Here is a 17,993-nt window from a genome sequence, read left to right as displayed (position 1 = left end):
CTACCTTTACTGGCATGCAAAAAAGACGTGTAGATTGCCCTTTCTCCTGTCGGATTCGGACAATCATACACGTCTTATAGATATAGATTAGCTGTTTACAGTTGAACCAACAACTATACGCGAGGCTTTCTACCTTCAGATGATGGTTTGCTAGATGTTCTGCCGCTGCTGCGACGACGGTCATCACCGCTACGACGACCACCCTCAGAACGTCCTCCACGATAGTTGCCACCGCCGCTACGACGCTCGCCATAACCACCACGGCGTGGACCACCACCGCGCTTATCATCGCCAAATGGACGGCGCTTTTTAGAACGAAGAGGTGCTTCTTCTGTTAAACGAACTGGAGTTACATCTGGCTCTTTTGTCAGCATTTTTAAAGCGGCTGCCACCAATGTAACGGAATCAGTTTCTTGAAGCAGAGTTTCTGCCAAGCCATGGTAATCACGGTAGTTTTCTTCCCCGATTACAGTCAACAGTTTCTCAACTGTAATGCGCTGTGCACCTTCAATAGCTTCCGTTAATGTTGGTACAGGACGACGACTCATTTTACGTTTTGTAACGTGTTCAATCATGCGCAAGTGATCTAGCTCGCGAGATGTTACAAATGTAGTCGCAACCCCTGTCTTACCTGCACGACCAGTACGGCCAATACGGTGAACATAGCTCTCAGGGTCTTGTGGAATATCAAAGTTATACACGTGTGTAACACCGCTAATATCCAAACCGCGAGCAGCTACATCTGTTGCTACTAGAATGTCGATAGTACCTTCTTTAAATTGACGAAGAACGCTGTCACGCTTCGCTTGTGTCAAGTCACCATGGATACCTTCTGCAGAATAACCACGCTTGTTCAAGGCCTCGCTTAATTCATCAACGCGACGCTTTGTACGACCAAACACGATAGCTAATTCTGGGGACTGAATATCTAATAAGCGAGTCATTACATCAAACTTCAATTTTTCCTGAACTTCCATGTATACTTGCTCAATGTTTGGAACCGTTACTTCTTTTGCTTTCACGGTAATTTTTTCTGGGTTTTTAAGGTAGCGCTGTGCCAAAGATTCGATTTGGCGTGGCATTGTTGCTGAGAACAACAACGTTTGACGCTCGTCTGGAATTTGCTCTAGAATGCTTTCGATTTCTTCAATGAAACCCATGTTTAGCATTTCATCAGCTTCATCCAATACCAAGGTTTGAATGTTTTGTAGTCGGATTGTACGACGGTTAATGTGGTCAATTAGACGTCCAGGAGTTGCTACGATAACGTGAGGGTTCTTTTTCAATGCGCGTATTTGACGCATGATATCCTGTCCACCATAGATTGGCAAGGTTTTAATACCTGTGTATTGACCTAGTTTGATCAATTCCTCAGATACCTGTACTGCAAGCTCACGAGTTGGAGCCAATACAATCCCTTGAATGTGGTTAGAGGAGGTATCAATTTTTTCAATCATTGGGATACCGAATGCTACGGTTTTCCCTGTTCCTGTTTGAGCCTGACCAATCAGGTCTCTTCCTGTTAATGCAACTGGAATCGTTAAAGCTTGGATTGGAGTCGCTTCTTCAAAACCCATGTTACTGATGGATCGAAGTACGGATGGACTCAATCCTAGTTCATTAAATGTAGCCAAAATTTTTCAATCTCCTTTATTTACGGATGAAATCCTTCATGCTTTATACACAATAAGTGCCGAAAAACGTAACATTTATAGTTTGCCACTTTATCGTGTATATAAGCCTCTAATATTTTATTTGCTTCTGATAAACCTATCAGTGGAATGATCGTCTGTAAGCACTCGTTTTTCACAAAAAAAAGCATTAAGCAGAATTCACACTTAATGCCTGCACATTCTCGTGTTTTATAAAAAAATGGCATTCATAAGGATGGAGCATCAAGTCCATCGCCATTGGTTACTCGCGAATTTCCCACGGATATAGGCGTTTCATCGCAACGTAATAACAATATCATGTCTTTTGATGAAAAGCAACTAATTACAACCAACGGAATCCCTTAAGAAATGCTTGATTAGATGGGCAAAATATACTTTACTACCATGATAAAATGGAGCGTGGTTCCTGCCATCACGAACAGATGAAATATCTCATGAAACCCAAACCGATTCGGGAAAAAATCAAATATCTTGGTTGCATAAATGATGGCCCCTATCGTATACATGACGCCACCAATAATAATGAGAGCGATTGCTCCAATCGGTAAATGATGGATTAATTGAACGAACGGAACGGCCGCAATCCAGCCTAGCGTCACATAAAAAGCCGTGGACACATAGCGAGGTGCATGAATATAAAAAATTTTCAGGAACATTCCGATTAACGCTAACACCCACACAGCAGCTAGCATACTCCATTTCCAGCCACCCGATAAACCATAGTAAAACACGGGCGTATACGAGCCTGCGATGAGGAAGTAAATAGCAATGTGATCAAATTTCTTGAGCATCATTTCTTTTGCTGGCGTTGTTCTCACCCAATGATATAAGGAGCTTGCACCGTATAACAAGATGATGCTAACACCAAAAATGGTTAATGTGATCAGCTTGGAAACATTGTGACGGGACAAAACGATCAAAAACACAAGACCAACAATGCCAGCCAGGAACGTAATAAAATGCGTCCATGTATTCACTGGCTCTTTCATTTTCCAAAAACGCTTCATCTTACCTCTCTCCCTTCCTTACATATCGGACTTGCTTCATAATAAGCCCTATTGTATCACTCCATCACCATAACGAATAGAAATACTTTCATTTTTAACAAAACATTCATCTTGATTAATAAGATACTTCTTGCGATGTGCTTGCATTGATGTGGTTTTCCTTGCTATTGATGTACAATATTTGTAAATCAACGTTATTAGAGAAAGGAAGACGAAATATGGCTCAAACCTTTATGATACTAGGCGGCATAGGTGGTTTTCTATCTGTGGCACTAGGAGCATTTGCAGCTCATGGCTTAAAAGGAAAGCTAAGCGATAACATGCTAGCCAATTTTCAAACCGGTGCACAATATCAAATGTATCATGCTTTCGCTTTAGTGATGACAGCCGTTTTGCTTAAAGTTTTAGGGACAAGTACACTGCTTACTGCTGCTGGATGGTTGTTTCTTGTGGGAATCGTTCTATTTTCAGGAAGCTTATACGCATTGAGTTTATCAGGCGTTCGTAAGCTAGGTGCTATCACCCCACTCGGTGGGCTGGCTTTTCTGGCAGGATGGGCTTGCCTATTTATTTATGGGATTATTTGGTCAGTATGATTGTTTTTTGATAAATAAAAAACTTGCAGATAATACCTATTTTTTGTATTATTTTTCCATGTATAATAATTTAGTTAAAGATAAACAGCGAATCAAAATTTTAAAAGCATTGGCGGATGAAACACGACTGCAGATCATTCGGGTTCTTTTCCAAAAAGAACAAGAGGCAAAGTGCGGGGAGGTAGGTGAACTTTGTCACATGTCAAAATCTAATGCCTCTTATCATTTTCGAACCTTACGAGAAGCTGGACTCATCCATATGCGAAATGAAGGTCAGTCTAAATTTTTGCGTATCAATCAAGAAACCTTTGAAAGGTATTTACCCACATTCCTCGAAACCTTATAGAGTAAAACATTATTGTCCATGCCACGCTAACTAACAAGAAAAATTATCGGCATACACGATAAAAAAAGCATACGAACCGGGCCATTTGATTCACTCCGATTCGTATGCTTGTCTCTATCCTTTTACTCTACAATAGGTTAAGTTTTCCCATCATTCGTTTGATCATTACTGCACAATGGGCTCTGGTTGCATTTGCCTGTGGTTGTAAGTATCCAGATCTGACACCCTGGATGAGTCCAGCATAATAAGCCTCTGCTATATCTCGTTTTCCCCATGAAAGCCGGCCTAGATCATGAAATGCAGCATTAAATGTAGCTTGTTGACCGGTAGTAATCTTAACACGAAGTCCCCGTTTTTCGATCATGCGTTTCATAATAACTGCCATTTCCTGACGAGTAATTGTTTTATTTGGTTCAAACAAGCGATTTTGGTAGCCAACAACATAACCTCGGCTCCTTGCTGTCTCAACAGCACCAGCATACCATGCGGAAGAAGAAACATCGTTAAAGCGTGACCCGCTTCCTTCTTGTTCTCCAAGCGCTCTTATTACCATCGCCACAAATTCAGCACGGGTAATTGGTTGTTCTGGTACAAATTGATTAGTAGACTGTCCATAGATTATAAGTCTGTTGGCTAACCATTCCACATCATAACGTGCCCAGTGTCCGTACATATCTCGAAATGTCTTTGTAAAGGTTGCGAGTGCAAAGGTCCCACTCAAACGCTTATCCCGTACTTTGACTCTAGTATCACCACGTACATATTCAAAATCAGCTGGTACATAAGTGAAACGATTCTTTTTTTCATCATAGTGGAGCAAGACCTTCGTGCTTGTATCTATTCTCCCATCTATGGTAAAAGTATAGCTATCTTTTTTATCAAAATGCATGACTCTTGAGATTACCCTGCCGCCCTCCTTTTCAACAGCTCTTATCATTTCACGTTGCCACTCTTTTTGATTCTCTTTGTCTTTACGAGAATTCGCTCTGGAATCAGAATCATCCTCGACGATTACTTTAACTCTATCCTCTTTATCTTTGTCATCAGTAACAACGTAGACATAGGTAGTTCCTTCTCGCTTTCCTTTTATTTCGGCTTTACCCTTCCCTCGGTCTTTCACAGTCGCAATCCGTTTGTTTTTACTTTTCCATTCGATGTTTTGATTAGACGCATCCTTAGGAGAAATAACGGCTCGAACCGTAACGGTATCACCTTTATCCAATCTAATTCTTGATTTATTGATTCGAATACTCTTAATCTTCACCTCTTTACTAAATACATCTCGCGGTACTTTTGCCGCGAAAACAGTTGGCTTATTTAGCTTTAGCGCTTCCACAATAACTGCCGCCGTATCCATGTTTGAAATTGGATTTTGATTGTTGCCCTGCTTTATGCTCGGTCCGGATGCTACCCATGTGAGGCTGTTAAACCTGCTCGACGAAGTGGGGGAATCAAAATCAGTGCCTTCATCCGTTACTAATAGAATTAAGGATTTATTTTTTTGCTTCTGTTTCTCTAGCGCTCTTAGTATAAGTCCTAAGTCCTGATCAACCATTCGCACAGCGTCTACATACTGTGCCGAATAATAGCCATTTTGATTTGCCGCTAGCTTTGGACCTTGTAATTGTACAAACGTTAATCTATTTTTATTGCCTTGATGTAAAATGTACGATGCCGCTTGCTTGGCTACTTCTGCATCAGCTAGATCTTGACTACCAGCGTTCATGGTAATTTGGCTGACCTTCGCTAACTTTTCTTCTAAAATCCCTCGGCGTATATCTGCGTTAGCTGTAAAAACCCCGATATGAGCTCCCGGTCTTTCCTCGTGTAACCACCGAATTACAGAAGCATGTGGACTATATGCTGTACGTAAATTCGTATCTACATTGCTACTAGTAATACCATGTTCCTTAGGGGGGACGCCAAGTAAAATGCTTGCCCAGTTCTCCGCGCTTTTTTGTTCAGCTACAGGCTTGGCGGTATACGTATATGACCCGTTTTTAATCAAGCTATCAATATTTGGAGTAGCAATCTTCTTGTTAGCGTTACCAAGACCGCTGATACCAATCAACATGACATGTTCATACGAGGGTACATGTTTATACTGATCAAGCTGCTGTTGCACCAATTTTTTATCGCGACTATCAATCCTTCCATCTCCATTGACATCAGCGCTTTTGATTTTTTCCCAGGTAGGATCATTCTTATCTTTACCCATGTGTTTTTGGACATACGCTACATCCTCAGAGGTTAGCAGCCCATCTTGATTGACATCGGTATTCGCAAATACTTGCACTTCGCCAATATAGGCAGGGGAGGCTTTATCTATAAAAACATAAAAACGGGCCTTACCAGGAGAGTTTCCTTGGATTCGCAGTCGGTTATCAGCTTGTTTCGTGATAATGGCTATGTTTGGATTATCGCTTTTTACTGTAAAGTCTAGCTCTGTAGTAGGAGCTACCAAAGTCACATCAACACAGTGATCTACGTGAATGCTAAGCCTTTCAGGTGTCAGGGAAAACTGTGATAAGAGCTTCTGTGCTTCTTTCAAGGAGATTGCATCAGTTGTGGAAGCATTACTCTTTGCGGGGAGTGATGGGGGTATTGGTAAGGGCAAAGATGGTTTCTTAGAAGGTTCCTTACGTGGTTCCTTGAATTTCACCTCAGATTCAGTGGGTTCCTTCTGGGATGAGACATTTGGTTTTTGTTGCCCTGCCTTTGACTTTGTGTTTGGTTCGTTAAATGGTTCTGGTTCTTGTTCTGTGCTCATGTGACTAATATCTTTGACTTCGGCGACCGGTACCATCGCCTGTGCCTTAGATGATGCCCCTACGTCTGTGTGTACGGTGGATAAAAATAGCACGAGGGCAGATCCAGCAGAAATCCATTTAAAAACGCTGTTAAACATGGTATCCTCCTTTTACTTTGTTGTTTCATCACATTTCATTAGAGATAGCGATACAACAGTATTTAACCTCAAAGGTTCTTAACCATGTTATGCGTTTACTGAAACAGATTATGCTTTTTCAAGTTTTATCCATACAAAAAGATAGCTGGAATAGCTATCTTTTTGTATGATGCGACTAACTATTTTGAATGTATATGACCTTCTATAAAAGGCTTAATGACTGAGCCGGTACCTGCTGGCGCAACCATCTCATCTCTTCACGTAAAACCTTAGCTGGGTTAGGACCAAACCATTCGATTGAGGCGAAATATTCTGTCTTCGCAATTACCTCAAGAATAGAACTATAGTCTACTGCTCCGTATGCTAATGGAACAATCCCTTCCCTACTTCCACTCGGCGAGTAAACGTTATTTGGCTGAAAGACTCCCAGATACTCCGTTGAAACAATATTTTTCAGATGATAATGGCGCACCCAAGGCTGTAGCTTTTCAAAGCTGTCTATCGGATCGGCACCAGATTCCCAGATATGCAAAAAGTCAAGGTTGATAGCAACCGCTGGATGGTTAATTTCCTCTAAGAGAGTCAGCGTAGAAGCGAGGTTATCCGTCAAGGTGTTGGGATGCGTCTCTAAGAGCAGTTCCATCCCATTTTCTCCACATAGCTCGCATAGCTCGCGCAAATACTTTACATATAATGTCCGTTCGCTTGCCGATACCTCAGCGCTTGCCTTTTGCCCAGCAAACGTCCGAATGCGATTGACCCCTAACCACTTTGCTAGGGAAATTAATCGTTTCCCTTTATCCAGTGTTTTGGAGAACGGTTGATGAGAAGATATATCTAAATAGTCGCTTAGCATCGATACCTGCATGTCATGATTTGTTAAAATACGAAGCTGTTCTTCGGCTTTTTCTCGATCTCCATCATACAGGTGCTGAGCATGAATCCCCCATAATTCAATACCATCAAAATCATGTCGCCTAGCAAAATCAACCATATCGGCAAAAGAGATTAGCTGATGGCGAAAAGAAATTGTACATAGTGAAAATTTCATCAACCCTACCTCCATTCCTCTTCATTAAGAGTCACTGCTGCCCTATCCATCAATGTCCATTGTACAAACTGTCTCTCCAGCTCTTCTTTAATTTGCAGTTCAATCGCATCAGCTTCCTCTAGCGCCTCAATGATCGGAGGTAAAAGTGCTAGATTTTTCGTCATAGACATTTTTACCGCTAGATATTGCGCCGTAGTGAATGCTTGGACAACATCTTCAATCTGGTATGCTAATCGTAAAAATTCATCACGGGAATATTGGAGATAATCTTTAAAAAACATAAATGCATACTCGTAACTATATTTTCGAATCGCAATCACTTTCACCTGTTTCACAGCCGGTAATAGCATATCGAGGGTATATCCATTTCTCTCTTCTGCCATATCCGTGACCAGTTCTTTCAGACTACTTGTAAATTCATTATGATTTCGTTGAAAGGTGGCATGAAAATATTGCTCCGTTTTTTCATATGAGGGTGCTACGATATCCCTAGCATCAAATAAATAGCCGCCTCCGAATGGATTTTGCAGGAATGCTTCTATAACTGTTGCCTTTTTAACATTTCCTTCCCAGCGAAAATCTGGGTCAAACATAAACCATTCGTCCTCCTTCTCTGTCTTAGCGATCATCAGAAAATGAGGGAACGGTTTTAAGGCGAATTTATTATCGCGTTCAGGAATAAGCGACATATCTATCTGTACAAGCACAAACTGATGCTCGTTACGCGAATCAAGAAGCTCCAAAAAGGTTTGCAAATTACTTTCTTTATCTTTATCAGAATCGTACCATTCCTGTACGTTAGCACGAAAAAGGTGTTCAAATCCATTTATAATTGGTTCATGATTGTCTGTGTAGTAGGTTAGAACTCCGTCTTCCTTTTTAACAAAATCAGCATCCCAAACCCCAAAATAATAAGGGCGGTAATCCACATGGGTATAACGTTTGATCACTTCACAAAAGCAACTAATTAAGCAATGAACCTTAACCATGAAATCCCCCTGAGCTGTACGTATTGGTACAAAATCGTTAAAAATCTATTTCGCAGTAGTAGGTGATAACGCATTAGAATCAACTGGCTGTAGCTGCTCAATAAAATCAAGCAACGATCCTACAGTAAGAAAAGTACGCGGGTCCAATTCTTTTGCTGGAACCATCAACTTCATCTCTTCCTCAATATAAACAATCAATTGAAGAAGCATGATTGAATCTATGAATAAATCCTCCTGTAATCGCATGGATTCATCTAGGCTGACGACATGCTTCAATTTTAGCTTCTTCGTAACGATTTCCTTCACTTGTTCCATTCTTTCCTCACGCTTCATGAACAGCTTCCTCCATTTCTAACAAGCGACGACTTACTTTACCATTCGGTGTTTTCGGAATCCTTTGTACACATCTAATTTCAAAAGGAACCTTGTAAGCTGGCAACCTCGGTAAGCACCATTCTCGAATGCTAGAAGGAGTGATACTCTCATCAGCCACAACCATCGCCTTGACTACCTCACCCATTACAGGATGCTGGCCTCTATAAACAACAGCCTCTTTAACACCACTGAGCTTCAAAATCGTTTCCTCTACTTCCATAGGAAACACTTTTAATCCTGATACATTAATTACATCATCCATTCGGGCAACAAATTGAATATGCCCTGCTTGCCAATACCCCAAATCCTGTGTATAGATCGTCTTATGATGGAGCGTAGCCGTAATCTCCGCTGGATTCTCCAATTCCATTCCTGCTGTAAGCGTTACATGTGAAAGGGGCTTCCCCAGATCAACATGAGAGGTCATCTGTTCACTGATACTTATACACCCGGACTCTGAGCAGCCATACTGTTGCATCATCGTATCAGTCATGCCCTGTAGCCTTGTAAACAATTGCTCCGGCATTGGAGCTCCAGAGACCATGATTCGATGAAAGCGAACGGCTTCATTGGTAAAGCTAGATAAGACGTGGAATAACAACGGCACTCCGTAAACGATGTGCTTTGGCGTCCTTTTAATAACCTCCCAAGCAAATTTGGGATTCTTATGAGTAACCACCAATGGCTTACTTCCTCGTTCCAAAGTAGCCAATACCCCGCAAATTAAGCCATAGGAATGGGTAACTGGCGCCATTACAATCGGGATTAATTCCTCGTATGCACCAAACACCTGATTATATGCCGACATTTCTACTCTGATTTCCTGCCAGCTACGCCTTACCAGCTTTGGTTGACCAGTCGTTCCTGAGCTGTATTGATAAACAGAAGGTTCCTGCTCTATCGCCCCTTCTTGCGGAACCAACACAAAGTTTTCGGGAACATGGTAGATAAGCCCGCAGCACTGGCCATCCACTGCCATTTGATAAGCTGTCTTCTCTGGCGTTTCTCCATGAATGAGCAGGACAGAACCACCATGATCACGTAAATAAAGGACAAGACTAATAATGTCTAAAGCATCGGACAAGCATAAAGCGTATCGTTTTCCCTCTGGTTTTTGAAAATGAGGCATTCCTGAATAGCTTAGCAACCGAGAATCAAATTGATTTAAACCGATTTCATTGTCATTGATGATTAACATGGCTTATCACCTCCTACAGGAGTAGATCGTAAGCTTTGTCTAGCTTGATACAGGGCATTAGGCACCTGATGTACATGCGTCACATTATCAGGATACAGACGTCGCTTGGTTAATTGCTCAGCCAGGATGCTTGGGACAAATAATTCAAAAAGCTCAAATCGTTCCTTGAGCTCAGGAAAACGATTTTGGTACTGCTCAATCATTTGAGCTAGAAGCATCCAGAATCTACTTTCAGTAAAATCATAATGTTCAGCCAACAAAAGCGCCAATTGACCTAAATTAATTAAGAATAGCGTTTCTAACGTCAAGTCTCGTACAAGCGAGGGATCGTCCATGTGAAACATGACATTAGGTTCAACCGTTGCATAAAATTCATGTACCTTGGCAAAATCAGGACATGCTTCCGGGTCGTTTAGATATGGCTTGCAGTAAATCAAGTCCTCATGAAAATCCTTTAATGCAACTCGAACTGGAACCCCGTTTCGATGGATCAGTATCATGTTTTGAGCGTGAGATTCCAGTGCAATTCCATGCTTGATTAGCAAATGAACAACTGGAAGCACACTTTTTTCAACCAATTGCCTCAGCCAATTCTCTATACCATGCTCTCGAATCCACGGATCAATAAACGGGACTCCATCTAACTCTTTGGCAGATAAAGCATTAAAGGGCACAGCTTCTTCATCAGGTTCCAAGTATTGATGTAAACTTTCTCTCCACATGCAACCGATCACACCAAACGTCACCATTTCAACCAAATCGGCTGGAGGGGGTGGATCATAGCAAACAGTCGCAAATTCCCCAAGCATAACTAGCTTCATCTCGTCTTTTAAAAATGGATCAGAATCTCGCATTCCCTTTAACCAACGAGAAATGAGCGGTGCACTAGCAAGTGAATGAGGGGTTAAGTGACGAGCTGCGGACGTATTGATTACATTTATCGCCAGCTTCACATAAGGTTTAATTGGATTGCTGCTGTTGGTAAAGGTTCGAATTGATTGCTGAGGCCGATAGCGATCGTTGGAGAACCCCAGCTCCACAATTCTTTTGGCATGCAAATCAGCCTGGAAAGCAGGAACGATATGTTTGCGCCACTGCCATGGATGCACTGGTACCATATCATAATCCTCAGGGTCGCATCCTTGTTGAACGAAAACCGAATGAAAAGCTTCTCTCTTCTCTGCTCCTAATTCATCTAAAAAAAACTGCTGAGTCTCCATATCCTCATCTATTTTTACATGGGCATACTGTTTATGTATGCCTAGCCATAATAGCTGCACTTCCTGTTTAAACTCTGGTCCATATGCATAATGGTCAAGGTAATCGAATCCTAGGCGGGATTTGTAGCTAGGATGATAGGGGTGACCGTCCATCAGGTCCCCTTCCAGCTCGTCGTAGCCTTTTCCTCTTAACCACACTTTTCGTTCTGATCGACTGTACTGAGCTAATGTGTCTTTCAGTAGGGTTTGCTCCAACTCCTGAGCAAACGAGGCTAGCTTTTGCTCATTCACGTCTCTTTTACGGAATATTTCCATTAAAAAACGCGTAATTGACTCTGCCTCCTGCTCTGTCTTACCCACAACACGCATCAGCGGTTTAGATGGTAAAAGCCGAATCATTCCAAATGTAAAAGTCCGTCGCGCCCAGAATCGGTAAGCTACTGGTTGGTCGTGTTCATCCCATCCTGAGATAGTGATAGGTGTAAATGTCTCTTCTAGCTGTGTTTCAGGAGTTAAAATTCCTTCATAGATCATAGATTCAATGCATTGACGAAACACTCTTCTTCGCACCTTTATGTATTGTTCGGAGCGAATGGCTTGTCCAATGTTCACATCGCAGTCAGTTACTTGCATGACCAAAGCCTCCATTATCAACAAGTCATTTTTCATTTGGTTAACGTAGTGCCAGTTGGTTTACAGCTTCAAGCTCTATCTGACGCTCCCTTGCTTTTGCAAGCGGATTATCGATCTTAACAAAAATAGCAGAATTGCTCTCTTCACTTTCTAGTTCATCTACATCATGAAAACGAGTAAGTAGATTCGCCTTGCAAGCAAGCTTTTCAGAAGTCAGCAGGCTATGTAAAAATTGAGATGGTTCTCGATTTAACGGCAAAAATTCTTGTAACACACTACGCATCTCGTCTAATAACTGCTGTTCATCTATTAATCCCGCAGATCCAAAGCCGTTAATAAGCCCAAACATATGATTAAAAATTAAATAATAACGCAATCGCTCGTCCACTAAGCTGTCCTCGGTTACATTCTTGCTCATTTCACCAAGATTGGGAAAATTTCGTGATAACAATTCCTTCATTGATTGACAGTAATAATATCCTTGATTATCCCTGTAGTAAAATTGACTAGGGTACCCGTCTTGAAGCTTGACGATACTATTCTGCTGATGAGCTTCTAAGCCAATTCCCCACTTCAGATAAAGCCATACCATTGGCTTGAGTGAAATCTCAAGATAACGGCGGAACCACTCAAGACTTACCTCTGAAGGCGTCCGTCCCTCCTGTTTCGCAAGCTGTAAAATAATAACACCCAGTCTACTCTTTTGTCCCGGTAATGGGTCTTGAATGAGAGCAGCGAGCACGGTAGCATTTTCAGCCGCACTACCCTGGAAGGGATTATGACGAAGGATAACCTCAAATCCTGATTCGTCCTGCTCGTCCAGCTTTAGTGTGATATAAGCTGGATCGTGTATAAAAGCAAACCCCGGAAATTGTTTGCTCATCTCCTCTTCAAACATATCCAGTACCTTTTTTGCTTCCACACCGCTTTCTAGCTCTGCTCGTTTGTTAACACGTAAGGAATTAGTCACCTTAACAGGGATAGAAAGCTTTATCATAAAGCTCTTATCCGAATGGTAAACCGTTCGCAATGAAGAAGTAGCTTGATAACATTCACCTAGAAGACCTAGATTATGCAACAGCCCACACTTGATGTACTTTTGAACAGAGTGCTGATCCAGCATCCATTCTGCCTGTAGAGGATGCAGAGGGATAAGTGAGTAATCTTCATTTTTTGCATATTGCCTAATCCCATCTTGCTCTAGCACTTCCTGCCCCAGCTCTGCTTTGATAATCTCAGTAGCAGACTGCTTAAGTCCTGATCCTTCTAAGACTAAGGAGTGATGGGCTGCAAAATAATGTAGAGGAAAAGCTCCTTTTTGTTCTGGCGAAAAAACAGCCTGCTTTGTATCAGGAATGCCTTGCCGACTCTTTGGTGTAGGATGGAAAAGGTGTCCAAAGAGTAAAGCTTGCTCAGCCGTAATGAAATCCATTTCAAAGCCATATAGCTCTTCTCTGTCGTCATAGCGAGCCGCTAAGTATCTCTCCATATTTTGGCAGCTTTGAATAACTCGCAATACCAGTTCGTCTGGTACTGCCTTCGTTCCATGCTGTAACGACAATTCCTTAACCAATAATACGGTCATCGTGACATAATCAGCTTCAACTGCTGGAGCCTCTTCTCTACTTTGATAAAAGGCTGGATAGTCAAATTGATGCCTTCCTGTCGGAGATTGATAGCTGGCCTTGACGTATAAATCCATTTTCTGAGACACCAACGGCACATGAAGATATTTCTCTCCATTTGTCGTCACCCATCTACCGTTTCCTGTTTCCCGGAGATAGCAGTTCAGAAAGCTTTGCATAGCTGCGTGTTCGGCAATATCTTTAACATGCTTCATATTGCAACTCCTTTTGCTTGCTACGCTTTTTTTACCAAAAAAGTAGATATTTAGATTTTTTAATAAAAATTGATAGTGCTCACCTATAAATGTAAACGATTATCATTATCAATACAAGAGAAAAAAGGCAGATTTTGCATTTTTTCTGTAAAATCTCTACAAAAGTTAAAATATCCTAATTTGATATAAAAAAAACAGGCCATTGAGAGTTATCTCAACAGCCTGCTTCATGTTTATCTTATAACTTGTCCAATACATTAACCTTGATATAGTTACGAATTTCTTCGCCGCTTTCTAGGCTAAGTACATGCTCAGCTACTGCTTGAAGTTCTGCATAGCTTAGTTGTTTTAGCATATGACGTGCACGCAATACAGTAGGTGCGCTCATGCTAAATTCATCAAGTCCAAAGCCAAGAAGGATTGGCAATGCATATTCTTCCCCTGCCATCTCTCCGCACATACCAGCCCACTTGCCTTCTTTATGAGCCGCATCAATCACGTTTTTAATCAAACGTAATACCGCAGGGTTAAACGGATCATACAGATAAGAAATTTGTTGGTTCATACGGTCGCATGCCATAGTGTATTGAATTAAATCATTTGTACCAATACTGAAGAAGTCAGCTTCTTTTGCCAATTGATCAGCAATGACAGCCGCTGCAGGAATTTCAATCATCATTCCCACTTCTATCTCCTCGTTAAAGGCAATACCTTTATCGCGAAGCTCTGCTTTCACTTCTTCTAAAATTGCGTTTGCTTGACGCAGCTCTTTTAACGTAGCGATCATTGGATACATAATTTTAATGTTACCAAATGCGCTTGCTCGTAAAAGGGCACGCAATTGCGTTTTAAACAAGTCCACTTGATCTAAGCAAATGCGGATCGCACGGTAGCCTAGGAACGGATTCATTTCATGTGGCAATTGCAAGTATGGAAGCTCTTTATCTCCACCGATATCCAACGTACGAATAACTACAGGACGGTTGTTGTCCATCGTAAGCGCTACGGCTTTATATGATTCAAATTGTTCTTCCTCAGTCGGGAAGTTATCACGGCCCATGTACAAGAATTCTGTACGGAACAAACCAATACCTTCAGCGCCCGCTTTATCAGCTACTTCAGCGTCATGAGGATTTCCGATGTTCGCAACTAATTCAACATGATGACCGTCTTTAGATACAGATGGCTCATTAATTAATTGTGCCCAAGCAGCTTTTTGTGCTTCGTACTCTTCTAATTTTTTCTGGTACGTAGCAATGAGCTCTTGTTCAGGGTTTACGTATACGTCACCTGTCTCACCGTCAACAATCAACATATCGCCTGTTTTAACTTTCTCAGTGATATCGTTAAGACCGGTAATCGCAGGGATTTCCATCGTGCGTGCCATAATCGCAGAGTGAGAAGTCCGACCACCAATATTGGTTACAAACGCTTTCACTTTGCTCTTATCAAGTTGTGCGGTATCGGATGGTGTCAGGTCATGAACAACCAAAATTACTGGTTCTTTGGAGTCACCAACCAAAGTGTCTTCCACACCTAGCAAGTTCTTTAGAATTCGTTGACTTACATCACGTAGGTCTGCCGCACGCTCGCGCATATATTCGTTGTCCATGCTCTCAAACATGCCAACAAACATGTCGCGAACATCTTCTAAAGCTGCTTCAGCGTTCACTTTATCATTCTCGATGTTACCTTCCATTGCTCCAACGAATTCTGGATCTTCCAGGAACAGTTGGTGAGCCTCGAAGATTTTTGCTTCTGCTTCCCCAATGTCGCGAAGCGCTTTTTGCTTAATCGCTTCTAATTGGGTGTTGGTTTTATTCAAAGCCTCTTTCAAACGCGCCACTTCAGCAGGCACTTGATCCGCTGCAAGCGTTTTACGTGTATAAGAGAGGGTTTCTTCTACCTTTACCAAAGCTCGACCAAGAGCGATCCCTTGGGCTGCTGCAATACCTTTACAAAGCAAGACGGATCATCTCCTAACTATTCTTTTGCACTTTCTAGGATCGCGCCCAATTCCTCTAGAGCTTGAGCTTCGTTATCGCCACTTACTTCAAGTACGATTTCATCGCCTTTTTTCGCTGCAAGTGTCATAACACCCATGATGCTTTTGCCGTTAATTTTTTTAGTGCCTTTAATTAAATTTACATCGCAAGAGAAAGAAGTTGCTTTTTGTACGAACATTGTAGCCGGACGAGCATGCAAGCCAGCAGGGTTTTGAATTACGCAAGTTTTTGTTAACATGGAATATTTCTCCTTTTTCTCGTTAAATTAGTTATTCATGAACTTCTTTTTTTAGTATATTGATCATCAAGGCAGTAATCAATGTCCCTACCAAAATTGACACAATATACATCCCAACATTACCTACAACTGGAAGAACAAACATTCCCCCATGAGGAGCTGGTAGTGTACATCCAAAGAACATCGACAAGCCACCTGCTACAGCGGAGCCCAGAACTGTTGCTGGAATTATGCGTGTTGGGTCTGCTGCTGCAAACGGAATTGCACCCTCCGTGATGAAGGAAGCTCCTAAAATATATGCGGTTTTACCTGCTTCTCTTTCCTGTGCAGTAAATTTCTTTTTAAACAAAGTCGTTGCCAATGCAATTCCTAGCGGGGGTGTCATGCCGGCCGCCATAATTGCTGCGTGCGGGCCATAGTTTCCTGCTGCAATCATAGCAATACCGAATGTAAACGCCGCTTTATTCACAGGACCGCCCATATCAACAGCCATCATAGCACCAATTACAATACCAAGAATGACAGCATTCCCTTGTCCCATATTACTTAACCAATCAGTTAACCAGTTATTAAGCGCTGCGACGGGTTGTGAAATAACACCAAGCATCACTAGACCTGTAAGCAAGATACCAAACAACGGGTACAACAGAGTTGGTTTAATACCTTCAAGAGACTGTGGTAAACCAGAAAACGCTTTTTTCAATCCTACCACCAAATAGCCGGCAAGGAAACCTGCAATTAATCCACCTAAAAATCCAGAGCCTGTTTCCGCGGCTAGCCATCCACCAACTAAACCAGGGGCTAAACCTGGTCGATCAGCAATACTCATGGCAATATAACCCGCTAAGACAGGAATCATCAGTTTGAAAGCGGAACCACCACCGATGTCACTCAACAGCTTGGCAATCGGGTTAAAAGTGGGGTCATCCGGATTGGCTGCATTTATCCCAAACATAAAGCTAATAGCGATGATGATACCTCCACCAACCACCAATGGCAGCATGTTGGATACACCGCTCATTAAATGCTTGTAAAAACCTGATCTGCCTGACTTATCTTCAGAGGAATCTGCGGATGACGTTGACGTGCTACCTTGGTAGACGGGGCCATCTTGATTTACTGCTCGTGTAATCAAGTCCTCTGCCTTACGAATTCCATCAGCTACCGGCACCTCAATCACTACCTTGCCCTTAAACCTGTCCATTTCGACCTGTTTGTCAGCAGCAACGATTACCGCATCTGCCTGTTCAATCTCTTCTGATGTCAATTTATTCTTTGCACCACCGGAACCATTTGTCTCTACCCGGATGGCTATGCCCATTTCTTCTGCCTTCTTTTTCAAGGCATCGGCTGCCATATAAGTATGAGCGATTCCTGTTGGACAAGCTGTCACAGCGACAACTTTTACTCGTCCTGTTTCACCTGGTAAAACAGAGGGCTCCTCTACATTATGACTTTCCTTTTCTTTTCTCGCAATCATTTTTAATAATTCTTCCTTGCTCGTAGCCTGAGTCAATTCATTTCGGAAGGACTCGTCCATGAGCATTTCAGACAGATGTGCCAAGGTTTCTAAGTGCGCCTGGTTAGCATCGGCAGTAGCTGCAATCATAAAAAATAAATGCGATTTTTGTCCGTCCAATGCATCGTAATCTATTCCTTCATGGGAGTAGCCAAACGCAATACTTGGTTTTTTTACCGCCTCAGTTTTGGCATGCGGAATGGCAATTCCTTCACCAATTCCTGTTGAAGCATGGGCCTCACGGGCTAAGATTGCTTCTCTCATTCCATCTTTATCGTTCAGGCAATCTGCTTGATCCAATTGGTCAATCAATTCTTGAATGACCTCTGCCTTGGAGGTTGCAGATAGTTGCATAACAATAGTATCTGCTCGCAGCATGTCTAAGATACGCATT

General features: G+C 42.0%; 14 protein-coding genes. 2 read left to right on the top strand and 12 right to left on the bottom strand.

Features of this window, described 5'->3' with window-relative positions; all coding sequences use genetic code 11:
• Nucleotides 1–113: 113 nt before the first annotated feature.
• Entirely contained in the window at nucleotides 114–1,634 is a 1,521-nt protein-coding gene (locus tag BRLA_RS04310; RefSeq protein WP_003335278.1) for a degradosome RNA helicase CshA, read from the bottom strand.
• A gap of 395 nt (nucleotides 1,635–2,029) precedes the next feature.
• Nucleotides 2,030–2,680, bottom strand: a complete 651-nt coding sequence (gene trhA, locus BRLA_RS04305; protein WP_003335279.1) for a PAQR family membrane homeostasis protein TrhA — start codon at nucleotides 2,678–2,680, stop codon at nucleotides 2,030–2,032.
• 218 nt (nucleotides 2,681–2,898) lie between these two features.
• On the opposite strand from trhA, the gene BRLA_RS04300 reads away from it, so the two are divergent.
• A complete protein-coding gene (locus BRLA_RS04300) occupies nucleotides 2,899–3,276 on the top strand; it encodes a DUF423 domain-containing protein (protein WP_003335280.1) in 378 nt (125 codons plus the stop codon).
• 58 nt (nucleotides 3,277–3,334) lie between these two features.
• Nucleotides 3,335–3,622 carry an ArsR/SmtB family transcription factor gene (locus BRLA_RS04295; RefSeq protein WP_041752487.1) on the top strand — a complete coding sequence of 96 codons (288 nt, stop codon included), beginning with the start codon at nucleotides 3,335–3,337 and terminating at the stop codon, nucleotides 3,620–3,622.
• 127 nt (nucleotides 3,623–3,749) lie between these two features.
• Here the strand turns inward: BRLA_RS04295 and BRLA_RS04290 are convergent, their stop codons facing one another.
• From BRLA_RS04290 to BRLA_RS04245, 10 genes are all read right to left on the bottom strand, one after another.
• The gene (locus BRLA_RS04290) at nucleotides 3,750–6,530 is read right to left on the bottom strand and encodes an S-layer homology domain-containing protein (RefSeq protein ID WP_003335282.1); all 2,781 of its coding nucleotides are present in this window, start codon (nucleotides 6,528–6,530) and stop codon (nucleotides 3,750–3,752) included.
• A gap of 202 nt (nucleotides 6,531–6,732) precedes the next feature.
• Nucleotides 6,733–7,581, bottom strand: coding sequence for a sugar phosphate isomerase/epimerase family protein (locus BRLA_RS04285; RefSeq protein ID WP_003335283.1), 849 nt, complete (start codon nucleotides 7,579–7,581; stop codon nucleotides 6,733–6,735).
• A 5-nt stretch (nucleotides 7,582–7,586) separates the two neighbouring features.
• Complete coding sequence (locus tag BRLA_RS04280; RefSeq protein WP_003335284.1) at nucleotides 7,587–8,570, bottom strand: DUF6005 family protein; 984 nt, start codon at nucleotides 8,568–8,570, stop codon at nucleotides 7,587–7,589.
• Nucleotides 8,571–8,615: 45 nt separating this feature from the next.
• The gene (gene asbD, locus BRLA_RS04275; RefSeq protein ID WP_003335285.1) at nucleotides 8,616–8,903 is read right to left on the bottom strand and encodes a petrobactin biosynthesis protein AsbD; all 288 of its coding nucleotides are present in this window, start codon (nucleotides 8,901–8,903) and stop codon (nucleotides 8,616–8,618) included.
• Nucleotides 8,893–10,143, bottom strand: a complete 1,251-nt coding sequence (locus tag BRLA_RS04270; RefSeq protein ID WP_003335286.1) for an AMP-binding protein — start codon at nucleotides 10,141–10,143, stop codon at nucleotides 8,893–8,895. Before BRLA_RS04270 ends, asbD begins: the two co-directional genes overlap by 11 nt.
• Complete coding sequence (locus BRLA_RS04265) at nucleotides 10,137–11,996, bottom strand: IucA/IucC family protein (RefSeq protein WP_003335287.1); 1,860 nt, start codon at nucleotides 11,994–11,996, stop codon at nucleotides 10,137–10,139. Before BRLA_RS04265 ends, BRLA_RS04270 begins: the two co-directional genes overlap by 7 nt.
• 40 nt (nucleotides 11,997–12,036) lie before the next feature.
• Nucleotides 12,037–13,836: an IucA/IucC family protein gene (locus tag BRLA_RS04260; RefSeq protein WP_003335288.1), complete on the bottom strand. Its 1,800-nt coding sequence runs from the start codon at nucleotides 13,834–13,836 to the stop codon at nucleotides 12,037–12,039.
• Between the two features lie 238 nt (nucleotides 13,837–14,074).
• Nucleotides 14,075–15,802, bottom strand: a complete 1,728-nt coding sequence (gene ptsP, locus BRLA_RS04255; protein WP_003335289.1) for a phosphoenolpyruvate--protein phosphotransferase — start codon at nucleotides 15,800–15,802, stop codon at nucleotides 14,075–14,077.
• A gap of 17 nt (nucleotides 15,803–15,819) precedes the next feature.
• Nucleotides 15,820–16,080: an HPr family phosphocarrier protein gene (locus tag BRLA_RS04250; protein WP_003335290.1), complete on the bottom strand. Its 261-nt coding sequence runs from the start codon at nucleotides 16,078–16,080 to the stop codon at nucleotides 15,820–15,822.
• 31 nt (nucleotides 16,081–16,111) lie between these two features.
• Nucleotides 16,112–17,992, bottom strand: coding sequence for a PTS fructose transporter subunit IIABC (locus BRLA_RS04245; RefSeq protein WP_003335291.1), 1,881 nt, complete (start codon nucleotides 17,990–17,992; stop codon nucleotides 16,112–16,114).
• Between the last annotated feature and the right edge of the window lies 1 nt (nucleotide 17,993).

Origin of the sequence: Brevibacillus laterosporus LMG 15441 (assembly GCF_000219535.2) — a bacterium.
Taxonomy (GTDB): Bacteria; Bacillota; Bacilli; order Brevibacillales; family Brevibacillaceae; genus Brevibacillus_B; species Brevibacillus_B halotolerans.
This window is presented reverse-complemented; position numbering and strand designations above follow the sequence as displayed.

Coding starts and splice junctions, on each gene's coding strand:
- trhA (WP_003335279.1), bottom strand. CDS start 2,680: ATGAAGCGTTTTTGGAAAATGAAAGAGCCAGTGAATACATGGACGCAT.
- BRLA_RS04300 (WP_003335280.1), top strand. CDS start 2,899: ATGGCTCAAACCTTTATGATACTAGGCGGCATAGGTGGTTTTCTATCT.
- BRLA_RS04295 (WP_041752487.1), top strand. CDS start 3,335: ATGTATAATAATTTAGTTAAAGATAAACAGCGAATCAAAATTTTAAAA.
- BRLA_RS04290 (WP_003335282.1), bottom strand. CDS start 6,530: ATGTTTAACAGCGTTTTTAAATGGATTTCTGCTGGATCTGCCCTCGTG.
- BRLA_RS04285 (WP_003335283.1), bottom strand. CDS start 7,581: ATGAAATTTTCACTATGTACAATTTCTTTTCGCCATCAGCTAATCTCT.
- BRLA_RS04280 (WP_003335284.1), bottom strand. CDS start 8,570: ATGGTTAAGGTTCATTGCTTAATTAGTTGCTTTTGTGAAGTGATCAAA.
- asbD (WP_003335285.1), bottom strand. CDS start 8,903: ATGAAGCGTGAGGAAAGAATGGAACAAGTGAAGGAAATCGTTACGAAG.
- BRLA_RS04270 (WP_003335286.1), bottom strand. CDS start 10,143: ATGTTAATCATCAATGACAATGAAATCGGTTTAAATCAATTTGATTCT.
- BRLA_RS04265 (WP_003335287.1), bottom strand. CDS start 11,996: ATGCAAGTAACTGACTGCGATGTGAACATTGGACAAGCCATTCGCTCC.
- BRLA_RS04260 (WP_003335288.1), bottom strand. CDS start 13,836: ATGAAGCATGTTAAAGATATTGCCGAACACGCAGCTATGCAAAGCTTT.
- BRLA_RS04250 (WP_003335290.1), bottom strand. CDS start 16,080: ATGTTAACAAAAACTTGCGTAATTCAAAACCCTGCTGGCTTGCATGCT.
- BRLA_RS04245 (WP_003335291.1), bottom strand. CDS start 17,992: ATGCGTATCTTAGACATGCTGCGAGCAGATACTATTGTTATGCAACTA.